General features: G+C 72.3%; 18 protein-coding genes. 9 read left to right on the top strand and 9 right to left on the bottom strand.

Annotation, left to right across the window (positions count from 1 at the left end):
* Positions 1–106: 106 nt before the first annotated feature.
* Together ACIBW6_RS11830 and ACIBW6_RS11825 are read right to left on the bottom strand one after the other, a co-directional pair.
* The gene (locus ACIBW6_RS11830) at positions 107–514 is read right to left on the bottom strand and encodes a hypothetical protein (RefSeq protein WP_399059089.1); all 408 of its coding nucleotides are present in this window, start codon (positions 512–514) and stop codon (positions 107–109) included.
* A 144-nt stretch (positions 515–658) separates the two neighbouring features.
* Positions 659–1,870, bottom strand: a complete 1,212-nt coding sequence (locus ACIBW6_RS11825) for a pyridoxal phosphate-dependent aminotransferase (protein WP_399059088.1) — start codon at positions 1,868–1,870, stop codon at positions 659–661.
* A gap of 111 nt (positions 1,871–1,981) precedes the next feature.
* Here ACIBW6_RS11825 and ACIBW6_RS11820 point away from each other — a divergent pair, with 111 nt between their 5' ends.
* Positions 1,982–2,611: an alpha-ketoglutarate-dependent dioxygenase AlkB gene (locus ACIBW6_RS11820; protein ID WP_399059285.1), complete on the top strand. Its 630-nt coding sequence runs from the start codon at positions 1,982–1,984 to the stop codon at positions 2,609–2,611.
* A gap of 28 nt (positions 2,612–2,639) precedes the next feature.
* Here the strand turns inward: ACIBW6_RS11820 and ACIBW6_RS11815 are convergent, their stop codons facing one another.
* On the bottom strand, positions 2,640–4,244 hold the full coding sequence (locus ACIBW6_RS11815; RefSeq protein ID WP_399059087.1) for an amidohydrolase family protein: 1,605 nt from the start codon (positions 4,242–4,244) through the stop codon (positions 2,640–2,642).
* A 283-nt stretch (positions 4,245–4,527) separates the two neighbouring features.
* Positions 4,528–5,838, bottom strand: a complete 1,311-nt coding sequence (locus ACIBW6_RS11810) for an amino acid deaminase (protein WP_399059086.1) — start codon at positions 5,836–5,838, stop codon at positions 4,528–4,530.
* A 133-nt stretch (positions 5,839–5,971) separates the two neighbouring features.
* Between ACIBW6_RS11810 and ACIBW6_RS11805 the strand changes: the two genes are divergently transcribed.
* The 4 genes from ACIBW6_RS11805 to ACIBW6_RS11790 all read left to right on the top strand — a co-directional run bounded on the left by ACIBW6_RS11805 (position 5,972) and on the right by ACIBW6_RS11790 (position 9,884).
* On the top strand, positions 5,972–7,042 hold the full coding sequence (locus ACIBW6_RS11805; protein WP_399059085.1) for a sugar kinase: 1,071 nt from the start codon (positions 5,972–5,974) through the stop codon (positions 7,040–7,042).
* A complete protein-coding gene (locus tag ACIBW6_RS11800) occupies positions 7,039–7,854 on the top strand; it encodes an IclR family transcriptional regulator (protein WP_399059084.1) in 816 nt (271 codons plus the stop codon). Before ACIBW6_RS11805 ends, ACIBW6_RS11800 begins: the two co-directional genes overlap by 4 nt.
* Complete coding sequence (locus ACIBW6_RS11795; protein ID WP_399059083.1) at positions 7,851–8,261, top strand: RidA family protein; 411 nt, start codon at positions 7,851–7,853, stop codon at positions 8,259–8,261. The genes ACIBW6_RS11800 and ACIBW6_RS11795 overlap by 4 nt, the downstream gene beginning before the upstream one ends.
* Before the next feature lie 132 nt (positions 8,262–8,393).
* Positions 8,394–9,884: a GntP family permease gene (locus ACIBW6_RS11790; RefSeq protein WP_399059082.1), complete on the top strand. Its 1,491-nt coding sequence runs from the start codon at positions 8,394–8,396 to the stop codon at positions 9,882–9,884.
* A gap of 57 nt (positions 9,885–9,941) precedes the next feature.
* On the opposite strand, the gene ACIBW6_RS11785 is transcribed toward ACIBW6_RS11790, so the two are convergent.
* The 3 genes from ACIBW6_RS11785 to ACIBW6_RS11775 are packed head-to-tail and all read right to left on the bottom strand — an operon-like array spanning position 9,942 to position 12,028.
* Complete coding sequence (locus ACIBW6_RS11785; protein ID WP_399059081.1) at positions 9,942–10,313, bottom strand: hypothetical protein; 372 nt, start codon at positions 10,311–10,313, stop codon at positions 9,942–9,944.
* A gap of 7 nt (positions 10,314–10,320) precedes the next feature.
* A complete protein-coding gene (locus ACIBW6_RS11780) occupies positions 10,321–11,583 on the bottom strand; it encodes an amidase domain-containing protein (protein WP_399059080.1) in 1,263 nt (420 codons plus the stop codon).
* A 1-nt stretch (position 11,584) separates the two neighbouring features.
* Positions 11,585–12,028, bottom strand: coding sequence for a hypothetical protein (locus tag ACIBW6_RS11775; RefSeq protein ID WP_399059079.1), 444 nt, complete (start codon positions 12,026–12,028; stop codon positions 11,585–11,587).
* A gap of 153 nt (positions 12,029–12,181) precedes the next feature.
* Between ACIBW6_RS11775 and ACIBW6_RS11770 the strand changes: the two genes are divergently transcribed.
* Entirely contained in the window at positions 12,182–12,715 is a 534-nt protein-coding gene (locus ACIBW6_RS11770; protein WP_399059078.1) for a hypothetical protein, read from the top strand.
* Positions 12,716–12,936: 221 nt separating this feature from the next.
* Complete coding sequence (locus tag ACIBW6_RS11765) at positions 12,937–14,277, top strand: Nramp family divalent metal transporter (RefSeq protein ID WP_399059077.1); 1,341 nt, start codon at positions 12,937–12,939, stop codon at positions 14,275–14,277.
* Between the two features lie 16 nt (positions 14,278–14,293).
* Here ACIBW6_RS11765 and ACIBW6_RS11760 read toward each other — a convergent pair whose 3' ends face one another.
* Positions 14,294–15,556 carry a DUF1266 domain-containing protein gene (locus ACIBW6_RS11760; protein ID WP_399059076.1) on the bottom strand — a complete coding sequence of 421 codons (1,263 nt, stop codon included), beginning with the start codon at positions 15,554–15,556 and terminating at the stop codon, positions 14,294–14,296.
* Between the two features lie 70 nt (positions 15,557–15,626).
* Positions 15,627–16,625 carry a chitinase gene (locus tag ACIBW6_RS11755; protein WP_399059075.1) on the bottom strand — a complete coding sequence of 333 codons (999 nt, stop codon included), beginning with the start codon at positions 16,623–16,625 and terminating at the stop codon, positions 15,627–15,629.
* Between the two features lie 374 nt (positions 16,626–16,999).
* Here ACIBW6_RS11755 and ACIBW6_RS11750 point away from each other — a divergent pair, with 374 nt between their 5' ends.
* Complete coding sequence (locus ACIBW6_RS11750; protein ID WP_399059074.1) at positions 17,000–17,944, top strand: hypothetical protein; 945 nt, start codon at positions 17,000–17,002, stop codon at positions 17,942–17,944.
* Positions 17,945–18,010: 66 nt separating this feature from the next.
* The gene (gene cpaB, locus ACIBW6_RS11745) at positions 18,011–18,730 is read left to right on the top strand and encodes a Flp pilus assembly protein CpaB (protein WP_399059073.1); all 720 of its coding nucleotides are present in this window, start codon (positions 18,011–18,013) and stop codon (positions 18,728–18,730) included.
* The last annotated feature ends 56 nt before the right edge of the window (positions 18,731–18,786 follow it).

Genomic DNA, 18,786 nt, shown 5'->3' with positions numbered 1-18,786 from the left:
ACCGGCGGCGCCCCCCCACTCGTAAGGCCGGGGGGGGGCCGCCCCCCCCCCCCCCCCCCCCCCCCCGCGGCTTTTCGTGGGTTGCTCGCGCAGTTCCCCGCGCCCCTCAGGCGGCTACCAAGCGGCCTGCGCTCGCGTGGTACTCCATGCGCTGCGCGGCCAGGATCGCGGCGCTCGTGTCGGCCCGGGACGCCGCGACGACCAGCGCCCGCCCGGCAAGGGCATGCGCCCGCTGATGCAGAGCGGCGACATGCGGCTCGTGCACGGCGGCGGCGACGGACGAACGGACCGGCGGCTGCCCGCCCCGGAGCCGCTGGACCTGCGCGGCCAGCGCACTCGCGGCGGCGTCGAGGTCCGGGTCCCCGGCGGCGAGCCGGAGCTCGTCGGTCAGGGCGAGCAGGGCGGACAGGTGCCCCGCGAGCTGGATGTCCAGCTCCTCCTCGCGGGTGCGGTGCGGGAAGTCGCTGTCGGCCACCATCGTGTGGACCGACTTGGTGCGGATCGGCTCGTACATGGGAGGCCTCCAGGCAACCGTGCAGGCGGTGACTTGGTCTCCATCGTACCTTAGAACGTGTCTAACTTAGAACCTGTCCAAAGTTGACCCCAGGTCTGGCCCAGGTCTGACCCGGGTCTGACTCAGGCCTGACCCAGGTGTGACTCAGGCCTGGCAGTAGCCGTCCAGGAACGTGCCGATCCGCGTCATCGCCTCGGTCAGCTGCCGCGTCGAGGGCAGTGTGACCACGCGGAAGTGGTCCGGCTCGGGCCAGTTGAACCCCGTGCCCTGCACCACCATGATCTTCTCGGCGCGCAGCAGGTCGAGCACCATCCGCCGGTCGTCCTTGATCTTGAAGACCTTCGGGTCGAGACGTGGGAAGAGGTAGAGCGCGCCCTTGGGCTTGACGCAGGTGACGCCCGGGATCCGGGTGAGCAGGTCGTAGGCGACGTCGCTCTGCTCCTTCAGGCGCCCGCCGGGCAGCACCAGGTCGGTGACCGTCTGGCGGCCGCTGAGGGCGGCGACCACGCCGTGCTGGCCCGGCATGTTCGCGCACAGGCGCATGTTCGCCAGGACCGTCAGGCCCTCGATGTAGGACGCCGCGTGGGCGCGCGGCCCGGAGATCGCCATCCAGCCGACGCGGTAGCCGGCCACCCGGTACGCCTTCGACATGCCGTTGAAGGTGAGGGTGAGCAGGTCCGGGGCGATGGCGGCGGTCGGGGTGTGCGTCGCGCCGTCGTAGAGGATCTTGTCGTAGATCTCGTCGGAGCAGACGAGCAGGTTGTGGCGGCGGGCGATGTCGGTGAGGCCGCGCAGCATCTCGTCGCTGTAGACGGCGCCCGTCGGGTTGTTCGGGTTGATGATGACGATCGCCTTGGTGCGGTCGGTCACCTTGCGCTCGACGTCGGCGAGGTCCGGCATCCAGTCCGCCTGCTCGTCGCAGCGGTAGTGCACGGCGGTGCCGCCGGAGAGGGAGACGGCGGCGGTCCACAGCGGGTAGTCGGGCGCGGGGACGAGGACCTCGTCGCCGTCGTCGAGCAGCCCCTGCATCGCCATCACGATCAGCTCGGAGACGCCGTTGCCGATGTAGACGTGCTCGACGTCGGTCTCCACGCCCAGTGTCTGGTAGTGCATCATCACCGCGCGGCGGGCGGCGAGCAGCCCCTTGGCGTCGCCGTAGCCGTGCGCGTCGCCGAGGTTGCGGAGGATGTCCTCCAGGATCTCCGGGGGGCACTCGAAGCCGAACGCCGCCGGGTTGCCCGTGTTCAGCTTCAGGATCCGGTGGCCCGCCGCTTCCAGCCGCATCGCCTCCTCGAGCACCGGACCCCGGATCTCGTAGCAGACGTTGGCGAGCTTGGTCGACTGGATGAGCTGCATGGTCCGACTTTACGGCCGTGCTCCCGGGCGGCGCGGCGCGCGCGGGTGAGATGAGCCACTCGGTACCGGCGCGCGGCGATGTTCGAGCGTTTGTTCTATTCGTTCGGTACGCTGGAGGACATGCTTCAGGGATCGCTCTTCGACCAGGCCGAGGAGACCGCGCTCGGCCCCCTCGCCGGGGTGCGGCGCACCGTGCTCGGGGCCGGGGCCTGGATCGACGTCCTGCCGGGCTGGCTCAGCGGCGCCGACACCCTGTTCGAACACCTCGCCGGGAGCGTGCTGTGGCAGGCGGAGCGGCGGCAGATGTACGAGCGGGTGGTCGACGTGCCGCGGCTGCTGCGGTTCTACGGCGCCGCGGCGCGGCTGCCGCACCCGGTGCTCGACACGGCCCGCGCCGCCCTGTCCGCGCACTACGCCGAGGAGCTGGGCGAGCCCTTCACCACGGCGGGGCTCTGCTACTACCGCGACGGACGGGACAGCGTCGCCTGGCACGGGGACCGCATCGGGCGCGGCGACCGCGAGGACACGATGGTCGCCATCCTGTCGGTCGGGGCACCGCGCGATCTGCTGCTGCGGCCGCTGGGCGGCGGCGCCCCGGCCGTGCGCAGGCCGCTCGGGCACGGCGACCTCATCGTGATGGGCGGCTCCTGCCAGCGCACCTGGGAGCACGCGATCCCCAAGTCGGCGCGGGCGACCGGCCCCCGGATCAGCATCCAGTTCCGGCCGCACGGCGTGCGCTGAGCGCCGACGGGGGTTCGAAGACAGGCTTTTAAGCGACCCGGCGCACCGACCGGCCCGCCAGGACGTCCGTGCGGCGCCCGTCCTCGATCACGGAGCGGCCGTCGATCAGGACGTGCGGGATGCCCACGGGCAGCGTCCGCGGCGCCTCGAACGAGGAGCCCGCCGCCACCGTCTCCGGGTCGAACAGCACCAGGTCGGCGCGGTACCCCTCGCGGACCAGGCCGCGGTCCGGGAGCCGCAGCCGCGCGGCCGGGCGGGACGTGAGGTGCGCGACGGTCTCTTCGAGGGACATGACGCCCAGGTCGCGGGCGTAGTGCCCGAGGTAGTGCGGGAACGTGCCGTACGCGCGCGGGTGCGGCTTGTCGCCCTGGAGGATGCCGTCGCTGCCGCCGGTGTGCACGGGGTGCTGCATGATCGCCCGCACGTTCTCCTCGTGCCCGACGTGCTGGAGGATCGTGGTCCCCATCTTGTCCTCGATCAGCAGGCGCCGGGCGGTGACCCACGGGCTCTCGCCGCGCTCGCCGGCGGCCGCCGCGACCGTCCGGCCCACGTACGCGGCCAGCGCCGGGTCGGCGACACCGGAGATCTCGATCGTGTCCCACTCCATCGGCACGCCGTGGCAGCCGTCCGAGCCGATCTCCTCCACGTGCCGGCGGATGCGCTCGGCGGTCGCGTCGTCGCGCAGCCGCGCGAGGGTGGCGTCGGGCCCGCCCTCGTTGGCCCAGCTGGGCAGCATCGCCACGAGGGTGGTGGCGCCCGGGGTGTAGGGGTAGGTGTCGAGGCTGATGTCCGCGCCGCCCGCGATCGCCTCGTCGAGGAGCGCGAGCAGGTCGACGCCCTTGCCCTTGTTCACGCCGAAGTTCATGGTGGCGTGCGCGAGGTGCAGGGCGCAGCCCGCGGTCCGCGTCAGGTCGACCATCTCCCGGTACGCGTCCAGGGCGCCGGCGCCGTAGCTGCGGTGGTGGGGGCAGTAGTAGCCGTCGTAGGCGGCCACCACCCGGCACAGCTCGGTGAGTTCGGCGTCCTTGGCGTACATGCCGGGCGTGTACGTGAGCCCGGAGGACATGCCGACGGCGCCCTGCTCCATGCCCTCGGCGACGAGCTGCTTCATCCGCTCCAGCTCGGCGGGGGTGGCGTCGCGGTCCTCCCAGCCGACGGCGTACATCCGTACCGTGCCCTGGGGGATGAGGTAGGCGGCGTTGACCGCGATGCCCCGGTCCAGGCGGTCCAGGTACTCGCCGACGGTGCGCCAGTCCAAGTCGACGGAGGTGTCCCCGGGCGCCCCGCCGTTCCAGCCGGTGATGGCGCGGCGGACCTCGGCGAGGGTGCGGTCGTCGACGGGGGCGTAGGACAGGCCGTCCTGGCCGAGGACCTCCAGGGTGACGCCCTGGGCGGCCTTCGCGCTGTGGTCCGGGTCGCGCAGCAGGGCCAGGTCGCTGTGCGCGTGCATGTCGATGAAGCCGGGCGCTACCGCGAGGCCCGTCCCGTCCAGGGTGCGGGGCCCGGTGGGGCGCGGGCCCTGGCCCTCGCGGGTGATCTGGGTGATGCGGCCGTTGTCGATCGCCACGTCTGCGCGGTACGAGGCGTCTCCGGTGCCGTCGATGACGCGGGTGTTCTTGATGACCAGGTCCATGGGGGGCCTGCCTCTCCTGTGCCAGGTGCTGATTCGTCGCCGGGTGCCGGTCTCGTCGTGGCTGGTCGCGCAGTTCCCCGCGCCCCTGATGGGGTCGTCCTTCGGCTGCCGGCCGGTGGGGCTTCTCGCGCAGTTCCCCGCGCCCCCGGAGCATGCGGCTTCGCCGCAGCTCCCCCGGGGAGATGGCGCACGCAGTGCGCATCTCAGGGGCGCGGGGAACTGCGCGACCAGCCCCCACCGGCCCGCGGTGGACAGCGGACCGGCGGAGCCACGGCGCGCCTGCCTAGAAGAACGTGCGGACGTAGTCCACGACCGTCCCGTCCGCCTCCACCACGGGAATCAGCTGCCACTTGTCGAAGGACGTGCAGGGGTGTGACAACCCCATGCCGAGCCAGTCGCCGACCTCCAGGCCGGCCCCGGTCTCGGTCCGCACCCAGCCGTGCTGGTCGGAGAGGCCCGTCACGGTGACCCCGGCCGCGTCGCGCACCGCGCCCGTCCGGGCGTCCCGCACGACCTGGACCTCGGGCAGGTCCAGGTCGTAGGCCGCGTCCCGCTTGCCCGCGTTCGTGAACGCCTGGTCCTGCGTGGGACGCGACACGACCTGCGCCCACAGCCGGAACGCGGGGTGCAGCGCCCCCTCCTCCGGCACCCGGTTGAAGGGGGTGAGATGGCGGTAGTGGCCGTCGTCGTGCGACACGTACGCGCCGGAGCGCAGCAACTTCAGTACGGGGGAGGAGAGCCCGGGGATCTCCGCGAAGACGTCCGCCACCGCGTCGAACCAGGCGGAGCCGCCCGCGCTCACCACGATCTCGTCGAGCCCCGCGAACCGCCCGGCCCCGTCGAACTCCACCGCGAGCGCGACGAGCCGCCGCAGCCAGGCGCGGACCCGCTCGCCGTCGGCCTCGGGGACCTCGCCCTCGTACCCGGCGACCCCGACGAGCCGCAGCGTCGGGGCGGCGGCCACCGCGTCGGCGACCAGCGCGCACTGCGCCTCCGTGCGGGCCCCGGTGCGGGCGCCGTCGCCCGCGCCCAGCTCCACTACCACGTCGACGGGGCGGGCGGCGCCGGCCTCGCGCAGGGCGGCGTCCATCAGCTCGACCCCGCGCACGGAGTCGGCGTAGCAGATGAACCGGAACTCCTCGTCGGCGTCCAGCTCGGCGGCGAGCCAGCGCAGCGCGGCCGCGTCGACCAGCTCGTTCGCCAGGAAGATCCGCTCGACGCCGAACGCGCGGGCCACCCGCACCTGGTGCGGCACGGCGAGGGTGATGCCCCACGCGCCGTGCTCGACCTGGCGCTGGAAGAGCTGCGGGGCCATCGACGTCTTGCCGTGCGGCGCGAAGGCGAGGCCGTGCCGGGTGGCGTATGTCTCCATCAATGCGAGGTTGTGCTCCAGGCGCTCCGCGGAGAGGGCGAGGACCGGGGTGGTGAAACCGTCCGTGAAGAGGTTCAGCCGGCGCTCGGCCAGCTCGGCGACGGCCACCCCGTCGGCCTGGGGCGGCAGGCCCTTGAAACGGAAGTCCACGCGCTCCTGCGCGAGCTCCTTGAGACGCGCAAGACGGTCCTTGCGGCGCTCGACGGCGTTGTCGGCGGTCACGGTGCCTCCTCCGGGCGGGCGGTTGCAAAATATGCAACGGCCATTGCGTATGTCGCTTACTGCTGTCTAACATCCGAGCCAACGCCGGGTCAACGGAGCTGTTGGCCCCCACGCCGTGAGGAGACCGACCCCCGTGACCGTCACCGGACCCGCAGCCCCGCACAGCGCATCCGACGTCAGCGCGCCCGACGTCGTCGCGCTCGGCGAGTCCATGGTCACGTTCGTGCCCTCCGTGCCGGGGCGCCTCGCCGACGTGCCCTCCTTCGAGCGCGGCATCGGCGGCGCCGAGTCCAACCTGGCCTGCGTCCTCGCCGCCGGCGGACACCGCGCGCGCTGGGTCAGCCGGGTCGGCGCCGACGGCTTCGGCGACCACCTCGTGGCGGCCATCGGCGCCTACGGCGTCGACGTCTCCGGGGTGCGCCGCGACCCCGCCCGCCCCACCGGCATCTACTTCCGCACCGCGGGCGACCGGGCCACCGACGCCCACGAGGTCGCCTACTACCGCGCCGGGTCCGCCGCCTCCGCCATGTCGCCCGCGACCATGGACCTGGACGCGCTGCGCGCCGGCCGCATCCTGCACCTGTCCGGCATCACCGCCGCACTCTCCGAGGACTGCCTCGGCCTGCTGCGGGCGCTGCTGGAGACGCCCCGCGCGGCCGGCGGCCCCCTGGTGTCCTTCGACGTCAACCACCGCCCCGGCCTGTGGGCCGAGCCCGGCGCCGCCCGCGTCCTGCTCGACCTCGCCCGCCGCGCCGACCTCGTCTTCGTCGGCGAGGACGAGGCCGAGGACGCCTTCGGCGTCACCGGCGGCCCCGACGCCGTCCGCGCCGCCCTGCCGGAGCCCGCCCTGCTCGTCGTGAAGCGGGGCGCCGACGGCGCCGTCGCCTACGACCGCGACGGCGGCCGGCACTTCGAACCCGCCCCGCGCGTCGACGTCGTCGCCGCCGTCGGCGCGGGCGACGCCTTCGCCGCCGGGTTCCTCTCCGCCACCCTGCGCGGCCTGCCCGCCGCCGCCCGGCTCCGCCACGGCCACCTGTGGGCCGCCGCCGCCCTCACCGTCCCCGGCGACCTCGCCGCGCCGCCCGGCCGCGCCCACGCCGACCGGCTGGCCTCCCTGGACGCCGCCGCGTGGGGGAGACTGCACCTCGGCCCCGGGTGGACCTCCGCCCCGCACGAGGCCGCCGAGGAGGTACGTACGCCATGAGCCAGACCGTCGACCGCGCGCTCAGCATCCTGCCGCTGCTCGCCGAGGGACCCGCCGACCTGGGGCAGGTCGCCGACCGGCTCGGCGTGCACAAGTCCACCGCGCTGCGCCTGCTGCGCACCCTGCACGAGCACGGGCTCGTGCACCGCCAGAGCGACCAGCGCTACCGTCTCGGCGCCCGCCTCTTCGCGCTCGCCCAGGAAGCCGTCGAGAACCTCGACGTCCGCGAGATCGCCCACCCGCACCTCGTCGGCCTGAACGAGAAGTGCGGACACACCGTGCACCTCGCGGTCTACGAGGAGAGCGAGGTCCTCTACATCGACAAGGTGGAGAGCCGCTACCCCGTGCGGATGTACTCGCGCATCGGCAAACCGGTCGCCATCACGGTCGCCGCCGTCGCCAAGCTGCTCCTCGCCGATCTCTCCGAGACCGAGCGCCGCGCCGTCGCGGAGCGGCTCGACTACCCCATGTACACGTCCCGTTCGACCCCCAACGCCGCCGCGTTCCTGCGCGAGCTGGAGAAGGTGGGCGAACAGGGCTGGGCCACCGACCTCGGTGGCCACGAGGAATCCATCAACTGCGTCGGGGCCCCGGTCCGCGGCGCGGACGGCCGCGTCGTCGCCGCCATGTCGGTCTCCGCGCCGAACGTCGTCGTCACCGCCGAGGAACTCCTCACCCTGCTCCCGCTGGTGCGCCGCACGGCGGAAGCCATCAGCCGGGACTACTCGGGCACCGGACCCGGGACCCCGAGCACCACCGGTACCACCGGCACAACCGGTAACACCCCCCAGAAGGAAGCAAGTTCATCATGACCGAGAAGACCGCGCTCACCCCCGCGACGCACACCACCCCGCCCGCGAAGTTCTCGCACGGCGTCAAGAAGGGCAACCTCCTCCAGGTCGCCGGGCAGGTCGGCTTCCTCCCCGCCGAGGAGGGCAAGGCCCCCACCCCCGCGGGCCCGACCCTCAAGGAGCAGACCCTCCAGACGTTCGCCAACGTCAAGGCGATCCTCGAAGAGGGCGGCGCCACCTGGGACGACGTCATGATGATGCGCGTCTACCTCACGGACGTCGACCACTTCGCCGAGATGAACGCGATCTACAACGCGTACTTCGAGGAGCAGGGCCTTACCGCCCCGCCCGCCGCCCGCACCACGGTCTACGTCGGTCTCCCGGCGGGCCTGCTCATCGAGATCGACGCGCTCGCCGTCCTCGGCTGAGCCGTCCTCTCAGCCCACTGAGCTGAACACCGTCTCCACCCCTGTACGTCGTCACGGTGCGGCGCGCCGACCGGACGCGCCGCACCGCGATCCCCCCTGCCCAGAAACACACATGCCCTTACGAGGACCCCCATGCTCCCGATATCCACCGCGCTGCCGCTCGCGGCCGCCGCCCCCGAGGCACCACCGCACACCGGCGGCATCCTGACGATCATCGACGGCACCGCAGGCCTGCTGACGATCGCCGCGCTCGGCATCGTGCTGCTCCTCTTTCTGATCATCAAGGCGAGGCTCCAGCCCTTCGTGGCCCTCCTCGCGGTCTCCATCGCGGTCGGCCTCGGCGCGGGCCTGTCCGTCACCGAACTCTTCGGCACCGTCCAGAAGTCCGACGCGGTCTCCACCATCGAGTCCGGCATGGGCGGCACCCTCGGGCACGTGGCGATCATCATCGGGCTCGGGACCATGCTCGGCGCGGTCCTGGAGGTCTCCGGCGGCGCCGAGGTGCTCGCCTCCCGCCTGCTGAACCTCTTCGGCGAGAAGCGCGCCCCCCTCGCCATGGGCCTCACCGGCCTGATCTTCGGCATCCCCGTCTTCTTCGACGTCGGCATCTTCGTCCTCGCGCCGATCGTCTACGCGGCCGCCAAGCGCGGCGGCAAGTCGATCATCCTGTACTGCATGCCGCTGCTGGCAGGCCTGTCGATGACCCACGCCTTCCTGCCGCCGCACCCGGGCCCGGTCGCCGCCGCGGGACTCCTCCACGTCGACCTCGGCTGGGTCATCCTCATGGGCATCGTCTGCGGCATCCCCGCCGTGCTCGCCGCCTGGGGCTGGGCCGCCTGGATCGGCAAGCGGATCTTCGTCCCCGTCCCGCAGGACATGGTCGAGGCCGCCGAGGAGGCCAAGGCCTCCCTCCAGGCCGAGCAGCGCGCCTCCGGCGTCACCCCGACCGAGAAGCCGGTCGCGCTCGGCGTCGTCTTCGCCATCATCGGCACCCCGCTGGTCCTGATCCTGCTGGCCACCTTCTCCTCGATCGCCTTCGACCCCTCCACGGGCCGCTCGGTCATCGAGTTCTTCGGCCACCCCTTCGTGGCGCTGACCATCGCGCTGCTGCTCGCCTATTACCTGCTGGGCATCCGGCGCGGCTGGTCCCGCAAGTCCCTGGAGACGGTGTCGACCGCCTCCCTGAAGCCGGTCGGCAACATCCTGCTGGTGGTCGGCGCGGGCGGGATCTTCGGCGCGGTCCTCAAGGCCAGCGGCATCGCGCAGGCGCTCGCCGACACCTTCAACGACGTCGGCCTGCCCGTCATCGTCCTCGCGTACCTGATCTCGCTGGTGCTGCGCGTCGCCCAGGGCTCGGCGACGGTCGCCATCGTCACCACGGCCGGCATCGTCGCCCCGCTGCTCTCCGCGGGCGACTACTCGCAGGCCTTCACCGCCCTCGTCATCATGGCGATCTCCGCGGGCTCCATCTTCGCCTCGCACGTCAACGACGGCGGCTTCTGGATGGTCGCCAAGTACTTCGGCATCTCCGAGCGCGACACCCTGCGCACCTGGACGATCCTGGAGTCGGTGCTCTCCGTCGCCGGATTCGTGGTCGCGGGCGTGGTCAGCCTCTTCGTCTAGGGATCCGGGCAGCGTGATCCGGTGCGGGGTGCCGTCGGCGCCCCGCACCCGCGCGTCTCACCGCAGGAGCGCCGCGAGCCCCGAACAGTCGGCGCCCCCGGCCGGGTCGGACCCGTAGACCCAGTACAGCGCGGCGATCTGGGCGAGCAGCAGCAGCGCCGCCACGCAGACGACCGCCGCCCGGCCCCCGGGCCTGCGCGGGCCCGACCTGGCGGCCAGCACCAGCGCGGCGACAGCGCACGGCGGGCCCGCCCACGCCGTGACGTACATCCGCGTCGACGGGCCGAGGTACCGGCAGTTCTGGTAGGTGTCCCCGTCGAAGGCGAAGTGCGCGGCCAGCAGGCCCGCCGAGACGACCGTCAGGACGGCGGCGGCGACGAGCAGGCCGGTGCGGGCCGGAGCCCCGGTGGTGCGGTTCATCGTCTCCATCGCTGCATCAGTACCAGTCGGGATCGGGCCGGACGATCCGGAGGTTCTGCGCGCCCTCGTGTTTCTCGGTGGCGTTGATCCGCCCCTCCAGACTGACGTTCTGGTACGAGTCGCTGTGCTGGGTGTACTTGATCTCGCCGTCCGGCATCACCGCGGTGACGATCGCCGCGTGGTGCGTGGTGCCCTGGCCGATCGAGTCGTTGGGGCCGGACTGCTCGTAGTAGATGATGTCGCCCGGCTGCACGTCGGAGCGCTGCACCTCCTGGCCGCCGTGGCGGAGCATGAAGTTCTGGTTGTTCTCGGCGGCCGCCCAGTTGTCGGAGTAGGCGAGGCGCTTGTCTACCGCGTCCACCCCCGTCCGGTTGCCGATCATCCAGCCGTCGTCGTCCGACGTGCCCCACCAGAACGACGTCTTCTCCTTCATCCCCGCCTCGTGCAGCGCGTTCGAGACGAAGTTGGTGCAGTTGTTGCCGAAGTCCGTGGGGTCGGCGGTGTTCCAGTGGTCCAGGGCGTACTGGACCAGCTTCACCCGGTCGTACTTGCCGTTGCCGCGCATCTGGGTGCGCACGTCGTCCGGGACGCCGTCGAGGCCCGCGATGAGCACCGGCTCGGCCCGCATCAGGTCCGTGCGCTGCCGCGGCGTCAGCCCGTCCCACCACTGCCGTACGGTCACCGGGTCCTGGTGGACCGGGATGTCCGCGGCCAGCATCTGCATCTGGGCGTGCGAGGCGTCCGTCTGGAACTCGTTCAGGGCCTTGTCCGGGTCGGTGAGCCCGGTCTGCGCGGCGAGCTTCGCCAGCTCCGCCGCGGCCAGGCCGTCGGCGGTGGTCACCTGCGCCACCGCCTGGTCGATCAGGTCCTGCACCTGCGTGCGGTAGGGGCCCATCTCCTCGGCCTCCGTGCGGTTGTGCACGGGCGGGCCGGTGATCGTTCCGTCGGCGCCGATCGTCAGACCGTAGTGGCCGGCGAGTTCGCGCGCCTCGCGCAGGGTGCTCTGCGCCGTCTCGATGGCGTTCGTCACCCCGTCCGTGACCATGTCGACGGCGAGCAGGATGTCGTAGGCCACCTCGAACTGGTCGGCCAGCGACCGGAACTTGCCCGCCGCGGCCTTGCCGACCTCGTCGGTCCAGTTCTCCGCGAGCGGTTTGACGCCCTGGTCGCGCAGGTCCCTGGCGGCGTCCAGGGCGTACTTGGCGAGCGCGTGCCACTCGTCGGACGCGGACTTCCACGTGGCAGGGGCGGCGCCGTCGACGCCCGGGTAGGCGACCACGTCACACCTGCCCGAGGTCCTGGACGGCCGCGCGCAGCCGGGCCTCGGCCTCGGCGTCCGCCTTGTCGTAGCCGTGCGCGGAGTCCTTCAGCTGCGCGCTGAGCTCGCCCATCTGCCGTGCCAGGGAGACGAGTTGGCCCTCCCACTTCGCGGCGCAGGTCTTCAGTCGCGCGGGGCTCAGCCAGCCGTTGCCCTGGTGCGCGGCGGCCACCGCGTCGCTGGCGTCCAGGGAGTGGCTCAGGCGCGTCATGGCGTGGCGCGAGAGCGTCTCGGTGTCCTCGGCGGCGCCGTGCACGCCCTTGGTCCTGATGGCGATGTCCGGGGCGCCGCCCCCGCCGCCCGCGGGCGCCAGCTGGTTCAGCCGGGTGTGCACCGGTGTGCCCGTCCCGCCGGCCCGCCGCTGCGCCGCCGCGGCCTTGAGCTCTTCCCATTCGTCCCACGCCATGCGTACACCCCCGTGTCGCGTGTCTGTGCTCCGAAGGTAACAGGGGATCGTAATGGTCACGTCAAACTGAGGGGCGGGTTCCGTGCGGGACCCGAGCGATCCGGTGGGGCCCGGGGGAGGCGCTCCACAGCCTCGTCCGCCATACTTCCGCCCGTGGAGCAGCGTATGGAGAGTCAGAAGGTCACGCCCGTCACCGGTGCCGGTTTCGACCCGGCGTACGTCCCCGGCCTGACGTCTCCCGAGCCGGAGGCGGTCGCCGAGGACGCGGTCACGGAATCCGACGAGGTGGGGGAGGAGGTGTCGCGGGACGACGCGCCCGGGGCCGTGCGGTTCACGAAGGCGGCGCGGGAGCCGGAGGAAGGCGCTGACGGCGAGGAGCCCGCCGGGGCCGAGCCCGTCGCGGCGGCCGTCGAGGACGGGCCGGTCATGGCGGCGAAGGACCGCCGCGGGTCCATCACCGTCGACGCGGCCGGCGTCCGGTTCACGCTCGACGACCAGGAGGCCGAGTTCACCTGGGACGAGATCAGCGCGGTCGAGTACGGCACGTCCCGCAAGCGCCTGACGGTGACGGTCCACACGCCCAACAGCCGCTGGTACCCGAACGATGTCGAGGCCGCGGACAAGTCCCGCCTCGCCGAGTGGACCGGGCAGCTGGACGCGGCGCTGGACGCGTATTTCGAGGACTGAGCGGGGCTGAGCGGGGTCGCCGGGCCGCGCGGGCAGGGTCGCCGGGCCGCGCGGTGCGGGGCCGCGCCGGCCCGCGCGGTGCGGGGCCGCGCCGGCCCGCGCGGCGGTGTGACCGCGGCCGGCCGGTGGGGCGACCGCGGTGTGACCGCGGCCGCCCGGTGCGGCAACGGTTCCGGCAGGCCCTCTTGCCGCCGCGCGCTCTTTGCGCTCCCTTGGTAGTCATGGCGGACACCACGGGCAGCACAGGCAGCACCGGCACCCCCACCCCCACCGGCGGCCCGGACTCGGGCCCCCGCAGGTCCAGTTGGACGTACATCGGTCCCGGCATCGTCGTCGCCGCGACGGGCGTCGGCGCGGGCGACCTCGTCGCGACGCTCGTCGCGGGCAGCAACTTCGGCTACACCCTGCTGTGGGCCGCGGTCCTCGGCTGCCTCGTCAAGATCAGCCTGGCCGAGGCGGCGGGCCGCTGGCATCTGGCGACCGGCCGCACCCTCTTCGACGGCTGGGCGAGCCTGGGCCGCTGGACCACGTGGTTCTTCGTCGTCTACGTGGTCGTCTGGGGCTTCGTCTACGGCGCGGCGGCGATGTCGTCGAGCGCGCTCCCGCTGCAGGCGCTCTTCCCCGACGCCTTCCCGGCCGACTGGTCGATCAAGCCGTGGGCGATCCTGTGCGGTCTGGTCGGCCTGGTCTTCGTCTGGTTCAACAAGTACGCCGTCTTCGAGAAGGTCATGACGGTCCTGGTGGGCGTCATGTTCGTCGTCACCCTCTACCTGGCGATCCGGGTCACCCCGAACCTCGGCGACGCCTTCGCGGGCCTGCTCCCGGTCCTGCCCGACGAGAAGGACTCGGTCCTCAACACGCTGGGCCTGATCGGCGGTGTCGGCGGCACCATCACCCTGGCCGCGTACGGTTACTGGATCAACGCGAAGGGCTGGACCACCACGTCCTGGATGAAGGTGATGCGGCTCGACAACCGGGTCGCCTACATCACGACGGGGGTGTTCGTGGTGGCGATGCTCTTCGTCGGGGCGGAGCTGCTCCACGCCTCGCACACGGCGATCGCCGCCGGCGACAAGGGCCTGCTCGACCTGACGGACATCCTGGAGGCGCAGTACGGCGTCGCGACGGCCAAGCTCTTCCTGATCGGCTTCTTCGCGACGTCCTTCACGTCCCTCATCGGCGTCTGGCACGGGGTGAGCCTGATGTTCGCGGACTTCGTGGAGCGCTACCGCGCGGCGCGCGTCACGGGCGAGGAGGTGGCCCGCGGCGACCGCGAACGCGGCTGGCCCTTCCGCGCCTACCTGCTCTGGCTCACCTTCCCGCCCATCGTCCTCCTCTTCCAGGGCCAGCCCTTCCGCCTGGTCATCCTCTACGGGGTCCTGGGCGCGGCCTTCATGCCGTTCCTGTCCCTGACCCTGATCTGGCTCCTCAACACGGCCCGCACCCCGCAAAGTTGGCGCAACGGCTGGCTGAGCAACGGGATGCTGGGGGTGGCGGGGCTGCTGTTCGTGATCCTGTGCGTGAAGCAGGTCTGGGATCAGCCTTGGTCGGAGTTCTTCTGAGGCGGCAGCGCCGGACTCACTTGAAGGGGATGTTCCGCCACGGGCTGCCCGGGTCCTCCATCAGGATGCGGTGAGCCGAGACCATCTCCGTGTACCACCTGCCGAACTCCTCCTCGTCGAAGTGCAGGCAGCGCCCGAGGGCGTACCCGGCGGAGAAGTCCTGCCAGGAGCGGTAGGAGCGGGTGGCGGCGGCGCTCGCCGCGCGGACCGCGGACTCGGCCTCCTTCAGGCTGCCGAAGCGGGCGGCGAGGCCCCAGCGGGCCATGTTCGGGGCGCGGCCCAGGTCCCAGGCGTCGACCGAGGTGACGTGGCGGCCCTCGGCGAGCAGGCCGTCGGCGCGCATCCGGGCCTCGTAGCGGGTGATGCGGCCGATCAGCCGGTGCACCCCCTCGATCTCCGCGGCGACCTCGTCGGCGGGGCGCGGTTCGGTGGTCGACACGCCGTCCGCGGTGAGGACGGTGCGGGGCTGGGCCCGGGCACGCAGGACCTTGGCGGCCGCCTGCTTCCAGTACGCGGTGTCGACCTGGCCACCGAAATCACGGGCGATGCTGTGCCGCAGGTCGAGTACGAACTCCCATACGTCACTGCGCTGTTCGACGGCGAGCAGCTGATGCAGCATGCTCAGCCAGTCCGGCCGGCTGGTCACGCCCCACCAGTCGCGCAGCCGCTCGCGCTCGGTCCGGTAGCCCTCCCCGTGATGCGCCATGGTGTTCCAGAACTCGCCGTTGGTGACCGACAGCAACGCGCCCAGGGCAAGGCCGTGCGCGACAGGACCGTGCAGGGCGCCGCCCGCGTGCAGGGCGCGCAGGCACATCTTGTAGCGGGGGGTGCCGGCCCGGGCGGCGATCTGCGTCCAGCCCGCGTTGTGCGGGGGCAGGGGTGGCAGGACGGCCTCGCACGGGGTGCCCGGGTCCACGACCAGGGACGGCGGGTTCGGGGCGGTGGCCCAGGGCGCGGTGGCGAACCAGTCGAGGCTCGCCCATTCGAAGCGGTGGTGCGGGTCCGGGGCGGGCAGCATCCCGGTCGTGTACAGGTGGAGCCACCTGCCGCCCGTGCGCGGGTCGTGGTGAAAGAGCGGGTAGAACGCCTCGTCGTCGGCCTTGTCGGGGCGCAGCTCCACATACAGCTCGACCGCGGCCAGTGTTTCGTAGTACGCCACCCAGTCGCCCCGTGCCTTCGCCTCGAACAGGGCGCGTTCTGTCGGTGAGGGCGCGGTCCAGGCGGGCCCGTGCGCGGGGGCAAGATCGCCGAAGTCGGCCGGCGGCGGACCGAAGGTCATGGTGGCAAGACTAATCAAGCGGCGTGTGGGCAGCGCCGCCGGGGGAGCGGCGGCGCTGCCCGATCAGGGGTTACAGGCCGTGCACGTGCGCGGCCACCGAGGTGGACCAGGCGTTGCCCGACGCGGCGTCCCAGTTCGTGGACCAGGTCATCGCGCCCCGGATGCCGGGGTAGGTCTTCGCGGGCTTGAAGGAGCCGCAGTTCGTGCCCGTGGCGAGGCAGTCGAGGGCGTCGTTCACCACGGACGGGGCCACGTAGCCGCTGCCCGCCGCGCTGCTGGTCGCCGGGGTGCCGATGCCGACCTGGGACGGGTCGAGGCCGCCCTCCAGCTGGATGCAGGCGAGCGCGGTGAGGAAGTCCACCGAGCCCTGGCTGTAGACCTTGCCGTCGCAGCCCAGCATCGAACCGCTGTTGTAGTACTGCATGTTGACGACCGTGAGGATGTCCTTCACCGCGAGCGCCGTCTTGAAGTACTCCGCGGACGTGGACTGCATGTCGATCGTCTGCGGCGCCATCGTCAGGACGAGGTCGCCGCCCGCCTTCCCCGCGAGGGATTTCAGGGCCTGGGACATGTAGGTGGAGTCGAGGCCGTTCTCCAGGTCGATGTCGACGCCGTCGAAGCCGTACTCCTGCATCAGCGCGTACGCGCTGTCGGCGAAGGCGGTCGCCGAGGCGTCGCTGTTGACGGAGATGCTGCCCTTCTCGCCGCCGACCGAGAGGATCACGGACTTGCCGGCCGCGTGCTTGGCGGCGATGTCCGCCTTGAAGTCGGCCGTGGAGGCGTAGCCGACGGCCGGGTCGAGGGTGAAGGCGATCTGCCCCGGCGTGGTCGTGGCGTCGGCGAAGGACACCGCGATGATGTCGTACTGCGCGGGGACGTCGGCCAGCTTCTGGACGGTGGCGCCGTTGTCGAAGTTCTGCCAGTAACCGGTCACCGCGTGCGCGGGTACCGAGGCGGCGGCCGTGCGGGCGGTGGGGGCCGCGTCCGCCGGTCCGGCCGTCGTGAGCAGTCCGGTCGCGGCGAGGGCCGCCGCGCCGAACGCGCCTATGAACGCGCTGAGTCGCGTCATTTCCTGCCTCCATGTGGGGGGAGGGCTCCCGGCACCGAGGTGCGGGAGATGAGGGAGATGAGGGAGATGAAGGAGAGGGGTGAGGGGGAGAAGCGGCAGCTGCTGGGCGTAAAACTGGTCCAGACCAATGCCGATGTCAAGGGTTCGCACCGATGCTTGTGCGCCAACTCGCCCCGGACGCCCGCGAGACGGACCGTGAACAGTGCGAAGTGGGGTGTTGCCGGGCGCCCGCGTGGATATGGTGCTCAGGCAGGAACACGGCAGTGCCGGAACGGGTCACTGCCGGAACGGGTCAGTGCCGAAAGGTGACGTGTCCGGGCCGGACCGGGCCGGGCAGTGACCGCAGGAGCGCAGAGCTACCGGGGGGTTCACGCGTGCCGACCGCCATAGCCGTGACCGACCCCGACCTGGTGCTCGCGTCGCCGGACCGCCACACACCGACCGCCGTCGTGCTCCCCGTGGGCGGGGACCCGGACGCGTACCCGCTGGACCGCGCGCTCACGGACGTCCACACCCTGATCGAACAGCACGGGTATGTGATCGTGCTCTGCCCGCAGTCCGTACCGGACGCGGTCGTCCACCGCCTGTACGCCGTCCGCTCCGTGCTGGAGAGCGACCGGATGGCGATCCTGCGCCCCGCGCTTCCGCCGCTCGGGCTCGCCGTCCTCGCCCTGCAACTGCGCCAGCTGTCGATCTGCGACTTCAGCCCCGGCGTGCTCGCCTCCGCCGGGCGGCTGCTCGCCCACTACGTCCACGCGGGCGCCCTCGTGGGGTCGGTCGCCAAGCTCGACCGCGTCCCGGTCTCGCTGAAGGCGCACGCCAAGTCGTGGTCGCCCGGCGCCCAGTTCGCGGTCGTGGCCTCGCCGCAGCCCCAGCTCGTGCGCCTCACCGGCGCCGACTCCACGCCGCCGAGCGGCCCCTCCTTCGGCACGCGCCTGTTCTACGCCGCGGGCCAGCACCCCACCGACTGGGTCACCGACGTGCTCGCCCCGGCCTGGCGGGTGACGGGCGCCACCGAGGCGCAGCTGCCCGCCGAGTCGCCGCGCTGGTGGGCGACGGGCAAGGGCGCGGGCCCCGGCCGGATCGTCGAGTTCGCCGCCGCCATCCCCGACATCTCCGTCCTCTACCAGCTCGTGTCGTCCGTCCGGCGCGAGACGTGCCACTGGTGCGGGCTCGAACTCATCGGCGACCGCTGCGGGTTCTGCGCCGCCCCGCTGGCCGCCGACGCGCCCGCCGGACGCACGGACGCGGCGCGCTCCGCGCTCGCCCCGGCCGCCGCCACGGGACGGGCCGCACTGCCCCGCGCCCACCACCATTGACCGCCGCCCGCCACGCTCCCGTCCGCCCCACGCCCCCGTCCGCCTACGAACGAGGTTGTCCGGTCCATGAATTCACGTCAGCGCCGCGGCGTCATCCTCCTGGTCGTCTCGGCCCTGTGCGCCCTCGGCGCGTTCGCCGGTGTGCTCTCCGTGATCCGCGACGTGAAGTCGAAGGTCGGCCCCGAAGTGCCCGCCTACCGGCTGAAGCAGGACGTGGCGCCGTACAAGGAGCTGACGGACGACCAGTTCGAGAAGGTGGAGATGCCCGAGCGGTGGCTCTCGAAGACGGCCGTCACCAACCTCCGCCAGCTCCGCGGCAAGATCGCCGTCACCCAGCTGAAGAAGGGCTCCCTGCTCCAGACCGACATGATCGTCTCCCGGCCGCAGCTCAAGGCCGGGCAGCAGGAGATCGCCATCATGATCGACGCGGAGACCGGCGTCGCCGGGAAGATCGACCCGGGCGCGAAGGTGAACATCTACGCCACCTTCAAGGCCGAGAACGACAAACAGCGCGACCGCTCCCAGGTCATCGTGGAGAACGCCGAGGTCATCGACGTCGGCAAGCTGACCCCCATCGACCAGCAGGGCGCGGGCGGCTCCGGCGGCACCGCGCGGCGGCAGGGCGAGGCGGTGCCGATCACCTTCGCGCTCGGGGCGGCCGACGCCCAGCGGGTCGCCTACGCCGAGTCGTTCGCCACCCACGTACGCCTGGCGCTGGTCGCACCGGGGGAGACCGGGACGATCGCGCCCGGGGACCGTTCCTACACGCTGGACGAGGACAAGTGATGGGCGCCCGCACCCGCGAAGCGCCTGGGCTGGCGCCGGCCGCTGTCCCGGCTGCT

This window comes from Streptomyces sp. NPDC049813 (assembly GCF_044465085.1).
Lineage (GTDB): Bacteria > Actinomycetota > Actinomycetes > Streptomycetales > Streptomycetaceae > Streptomyces.
The sequence above is the reverse complement of the archived record's forward strand: the minus strand, read 5'-3'. Positions and strand labels throughout refer to the sequence as shown.

What these genes read in the sequence shown, in the direction of transcription:
- ACIBW6_RS11830 (WP_399059089.1), bottom strand. Translation starts at nt 514, where the DNA reads ATGTACGAGCCGATCCGCACCAAGTCGGTCCACACGATGGTGGCCGAC.
- ACIBW6_RS11825 (WP_399059088.1), bottom strand. Translation starts at nt 1,870, where the DNA reads ATGCAGCTCATCCAGTCGACCAAGCTCGCCAACGTCTGCTACGAGATC.
- ACIBW6_RS11815 (WP_399059087.1), bottom strand. Translation starts at nt 4,244, where the DNA reads ATGGACCTGGTCATCAAGAACACCCGCGTCATCGACGGCACCGGAGAC.
- ACIBW6_RS11800 (WP_399059084.1), top strand. Translation starts at nt 7,039, where the DNA reads ATGAGCCAGACCGTCGACCGCGCGCTCAGCATCCTGCCGCTGCTCGCC.
- ACIBW6_RS11795 (WP_399059083.1), top strand. Translation starts at nt 7,851, where the DNA reads ATGACCGAGAAGACCGCGCTCACCCCCGCGACGCACACCACCCCGCCC.
- ACIBW6_RS11790 (WP_399059082.1), top strand. Translation starts at nt 8,394, where the DNA reads ATGCTCCCGATATCCACCGCGCTGCCGCTCGCGGCCGCCGCCCCCGAG.
- ACIBW6_RS11785 (WP_399059081.1), bottom strand. Translation starts at nt 10,313, where the DNA reads ATGGAGACGATGAACCGCACCACCGGGGCTCCGGCCCGCACCGGCCTG.
- ACIBW6_RS11775 (WP_399059079.1), bottom strand. Translation starts at nt 12,028, where the DNA reads ATGGCGTGGGACGAATGGGAAGAGCTCAAGGCCGCGGCGGCGCAGCGG.
- ACIBW6_RS11765 (WP_399059077.1), top strand. Translation starts at nt 12,937, where the DNA reads ATGGCGGACACCACGGGCAGCACAGGCAGCACCGGCACCCCCACCCCC.
- ACIBW6_RS11760 (WP_399059076.1), bottom strand. Translation starts at nt 15,556, where the DNA reads ATGACCTTCGGTCCGCCGCCGGCCGACTTCGGCGATCTTGCCCCCGCG.
- ACIBW6_RS11755 (WP_399059075.1), bottom strand. Translation starts at nt 16,625, where the DNA reads ATGACGCGACTCAGCGCGTTCATAGGCGCGTTCGGCGCGGCGGCCCTC.
- cpaB (WP_399059073.1), top strand. Translation starts at nt 18,011, where the DNA reads ATGAATTCACGTCAGCGCCGCGGCGTCATCCTCCTGGTCGTCTCGGCC.